Source organism: Streptomyces phytophilus, assembly GCF_013870535.1.
GTDB lineage: Bacteria > Actinomycetota > Actinomycetes > Streptomycetales > Streptomycetaceae > Streptomyces > Streptomyces phytophilus.
The window spans coordinates 1-3,637 of record NZ_JACBXC010000601.1 but is presented as its reverse complement, the minus strand read 5'-3'; the positions used below and the strand labels follow the sequence as shown (position 1 = coordinate 3,637).

3 protein-coding genes and 1 pseudogene are annotated in these 3,637 nt (G+C 75.6%); 3 read left to right on the top strand and 1 reads right to left on the bottom strand.

What is annotated here, in order from left to right; all coding sequences use genetic code 11:
• Together H5J30_RS22035 and H5J30_RS22030 are read left to right on the top strand one after the other, a co-directional pair.
• A pseudogene (locus tag H5J30_RS22035) lies at positions 1–266 on the top strand (hypothetical protein); the annotation flags it as partial.
• A complete protein-coding gene (locus H5J30_RS22030; RefSeq protein WP_181789119.1) occupies positions 259–1,227 on the top strand; it encodes a TAXI family TRAP transporter solute-binding subunit in 969 nt (322 codons plus the stop codon). The pseudogene H5J30_RS22035 and the gene H5J30_RS22030, both read left to right, overlap by 8 nt.
• 17 nt (positions 1,228–1,244) lie before the next feature.
• Here the strand turns inward: H5J30_RS22030 and H5J30_RS22025 are convergent, their stop codons facing one another.
• Positions 1,245–3,143, bottom strand: coding sequence for a helix-turn-helix domain-containing protein (locus tag H5J30_RS22025; RefSeq protein WP_181789118.1), 1,899 nt, complete (start codon positions 3,141–3,143; stop codon positions 1,245–1,247).
• A gap of 165 nt (positions 3,144–3,308) precedes the next feature.
• On the opposite strand from H5J30_RS22025, the gene H5J30_RS22020 reads away from it, so the two are divergent.
• The coding region (locus H5J30_RS22020) for a CoA transferase subunit A (protein WP_181789117.1) at positions 3,309–3,637 on the top strand (329 nt) is incomplete at its 3' end.

The following is a 3,637-nucleotide window of genomic DNA, read 5'->3' as shown; positions in this document are numbered from 1 at the left end:
TACTGGCGTGCGGAATCGGGCTGCCCACCGAGCCGGTCGCCAGGGGCGAGCCGAACGGACTGCGGCTCGGCACCCCGGAGATCGCGCGGCTGGGCATGGCCGAGGGGGACATGCCGGCGCTCGCGCTCCTGATCGCCCGCGGCCTCGACGAGGACATCCGGCCCGCCGGCGTCGCGGCCGAAGTGGCGGACTGGCGCGCCGCGTTCTCCGGCGTGCACTTCACCGCGGACCACCCCACCCGAACAGAGGCGGACACACATGGCTGACCGTACGGAGCAGGCGCGCGAGCCCGTGGCGCTGCGGGAGTTGACGTGGCTGGGCGGCAACCCCGGCGACGGCTGGTACGAGATGACCGGCGGGCTGATCCGCCTCCTCGACGGCCGCGACCCCGCCCTGCACCTGACCCTGGCCGCCGGCGGAGGGCGGGAGAACCTGACCCGGATCCGGGACGGCGCGGGCCAGGTGGGCATGAGCACGGACGTCGTGGTGGCCGCGGCGTACAACGGCGGCCCGCCCTTCGACGCCCCGATGCGCGGCCTGCGGGTCCTGGGCACCGGATGGTCGGCGCTGCCGTACAACCTGCTGCGGGCGGCCGATGCCGACGCCGACTCCGGCGCCGACGCCGGTGCCGGGTTCGGCGAGGCGGTGGCGGGGCCGCGCCGCGGGCGGTTCGGCGCGCCTCCTGAGGACACCACGGACGAGCTGATGTTCCGCAGCGTCGTCGCCCACTACGGCACCTCGTACGACGGCATCCGCGCCCGCGGCGGCCGGGTGCTCCTCGACGGCTACGACGCGCTGGTCCGCGCACTCCACGCGGGCGAGATCGACCACGTCTTCGGCGCGACGACCCTGCCCGCCCCCGGCATCGCCGCCGCGGCCCGGGGCGTCCGGCGCATCGAACTCGCCCCGCTGCCCGCGGACCTCCTCGCCCACCTCGCCCGCCGCTACGGCTGCACCCCCGGCACGATCCCGGCCGGCACGTATCCGGGCCTGCACACCGCGGACGTCGCGACGTGCTTCGCCGAAACCGTCCTCGTGGTCTCCGCGGACCTGCCCGACGGCACGGCGTACGCCCTGACCCGGCTGCTGCTCGGCGCCCTCGGCCGACTCCCCGGCGTGCACCCGTCGCTGGCCGGGTTCAACCCGGCCACGGCCTGGCGCAACGTCCCCGCGCCGCTGCACCCCGGCGCCGCGCGCGCCTACCGGGAAGCGGGATTCATGGCCTGAACGGTCGGCGCCGCCGCCTATCGCGGCGGTGCCGCGAGCACGTGGCGCAGGCGCAGCGCGAGCTGGATCTCCAGGGCCTGCTGCGGCTCGCGCCAGTCGGGGCCGAGGAGTTGGGTCACGCGGTCCAGCCGCTGGGAGACCGTGTTGATGTGCAGGTGGAGTGCCTCGCGGGTGCGGGTGAGGTTCTGGCCGTGCCGGAAGTAGGCGTCGACGGTGTCGAGAAGGCGCGTGCCGCGGCGGTCGTCGTAGCGGGTGAGCGGACCGAGGGCGCGGGCGACGAAGCCCGGCACGTCGTTGCTGTCGCCGAGGACGAGGCCGAGGAAGCCGAGGTCGCGCATGCCGGCGGCGGCACCGGTGCGGCCGAGGGCCTGGAGGGCGTCGAGGCACTGCACCGCTTCGGTGTGCGCGGCGGAGATCCGGGTGCCGCGCACCGGCCCGCCGCCGCCGGCGGTGACGGCCTGGGCGAGGGCGGCCTGGAGCCCGGCGGCCGCGGTGCGGGCGGCGGCGGAGGCGTCCTCGCCGGGTACGAGCAAGAGTGTGCGGCCGTCGTGGCGGGCGGCGAGGCCGTGGCGGTCGCGCGCCCAGGCCGCGGCGGCGGCGGTCAGGCGCTGTACGGGGACGGTGTCGCAGGCGACGTCGACGACGACGTGCGGCTCGTCGAGGTCGGTGCCGAGGCGGCGGGCGCGTTCGCGCAGGGCGGCGGGGTCGCCGTAGCGGGCGGTGAGGAGGTCGGTGAGCAGGTCGCCGCGCACCCGCTCCTCGGCCTGGGCGACGGAGTTGCGGAAGAGGAGGAGCAGCGCGGTCACCGACGCGGCGCGCTCCAGGATGAGCCGGTCGGTGGCGTTCAGCTCGCGCCCGCCGAAGACCAGCGCGCCGAGCGGCTCGTCCCCGGCGGCGACGGCGGCGACGGTGTACGGGGCGCAGGTGACGGCGCACCCTCCGGCCAGCGAGGAGGCGACAGCGGCCCGGAGCCGGTCGCGCTCTGCGGGGTCGCCGTCGCCGTCGGTCTCCGCCGTACGGGCCAGCGGCCGTGCGTCGCCGTCGAGGACGGCCAGCGTGCCGTCGAGCACACTGGCGACCGCCGCTGCGATGTCGTCCACGCCCCCGCCGCGTATCACCAGGTCGGTGAACTGCTCGTACGCGGCGGCCGTGCGCTCGACCGCGTCGCTGTGCGCCTGCACGAGCCGGTTGGCCGCGTTGAGGTCGTCCAGCGCCGCGCGGGTCTCCTGCAGCAGCCGGGCGTTGTCGAGGGCGACGGCGGCGTGCACGGCGAGGGAGCTGAGCAGGCTGACCTCCTCGCGGGCGAACGGCCGCTCGCTGCGGTCCGCCGCGTACAGCACGCCGATCACGCCGCCGCGGAGCTTGAGGGGGACGCCGAGGATGGCGACGAGCCCCTCGTCGGCGACCGCGTCGTCGATGCCGCCGGTGTGCCGGAACTGCTGGTCGCCGAGGTACCGGCTGGTGTGGTACGGAGCAGCCGTCTGCACGACGAGCCCGCCGAGGCCGGCGCCGAGGGGGAGCCGGAGCTGCTGGAACTTCGCGGACACCGAGCCGTCGGTGACGCGCATGTACGCGTCGTCCCGGGCCGGGTCGTACATCGCCAGATACGCGGTGTCGGCGTCGAGCAGCCGGCGGGCCCCGCGCACGATCGCCTGCAGCACCGCGTCCACGTCGTGCAGCGCGGCCAGGCCGCCCACCGTCTCGTAGAGCGCCGACAGCTCGGCCTCGCGGCGCCGCCGCTTCTCCAGCTTCTCCCGGATCCGCAGCGCCAGCAGCTTCGCCCGCTCCAGCTCCGCCACGGCCTCGGCGCCGGCGTCGCGCGCCCTGGCCGCGGCCACCGGCTCCTCGAACTCGGCGGCCGAGGCGTCCCGGGCCAGCAGCTCCAGGAAGACCTGGCCGGATCCGTACGACGTCACGAGCGGACCGTACCGCACCCCGAAGCCGGAGGGGTGGGGTCTTCACACAACCCTTCCCTTGATTATGTGAAGCAGACCCATTGGCCGCGCCCGCCGTCTGGCAACAAGATCGTCCGGTCCGCCCCCGCCGTATCCCGCGGGAGGCTTTCGAGCCAAGGGTGAAATGTGACGAAAGTAGTGGAAAGCGCGGCTGTCGCGGTCGCCGGCATCCCGGACGGCGCCTCGCTCGCGGTCGGCGGATTCGGCCTCTCCGGCAACCCCACCGACCTCATCGAGGCGCTGCTCGCCGGCGGCGCCTCGGGCCTGCACGTGGTGTCCAACAACTGCGGCACCGACGGCCACGGCCTCGGGCTGCTGCTCGCCGCCGGCCGGATCGCCCGGATGACCAGTTCGTACGTGGGCGAGAACAAGGAGTTCGCGCGCCGGTACCTGGCCGGCGAGCTGGAGGTCGAGCTGACGCCGCAGGGCACGCTGGCCGAGCGGCTGCGCGCGGG

Coding starts and splice junctions, on each gene's coding strand:
- H5J30_RS22030 (WP_181789119.1), top strand. CDS start 259: ATGGCTGACCGTACGGAGCAGGCGCGCGAGCCCGTGGCGCTGCGGGAG.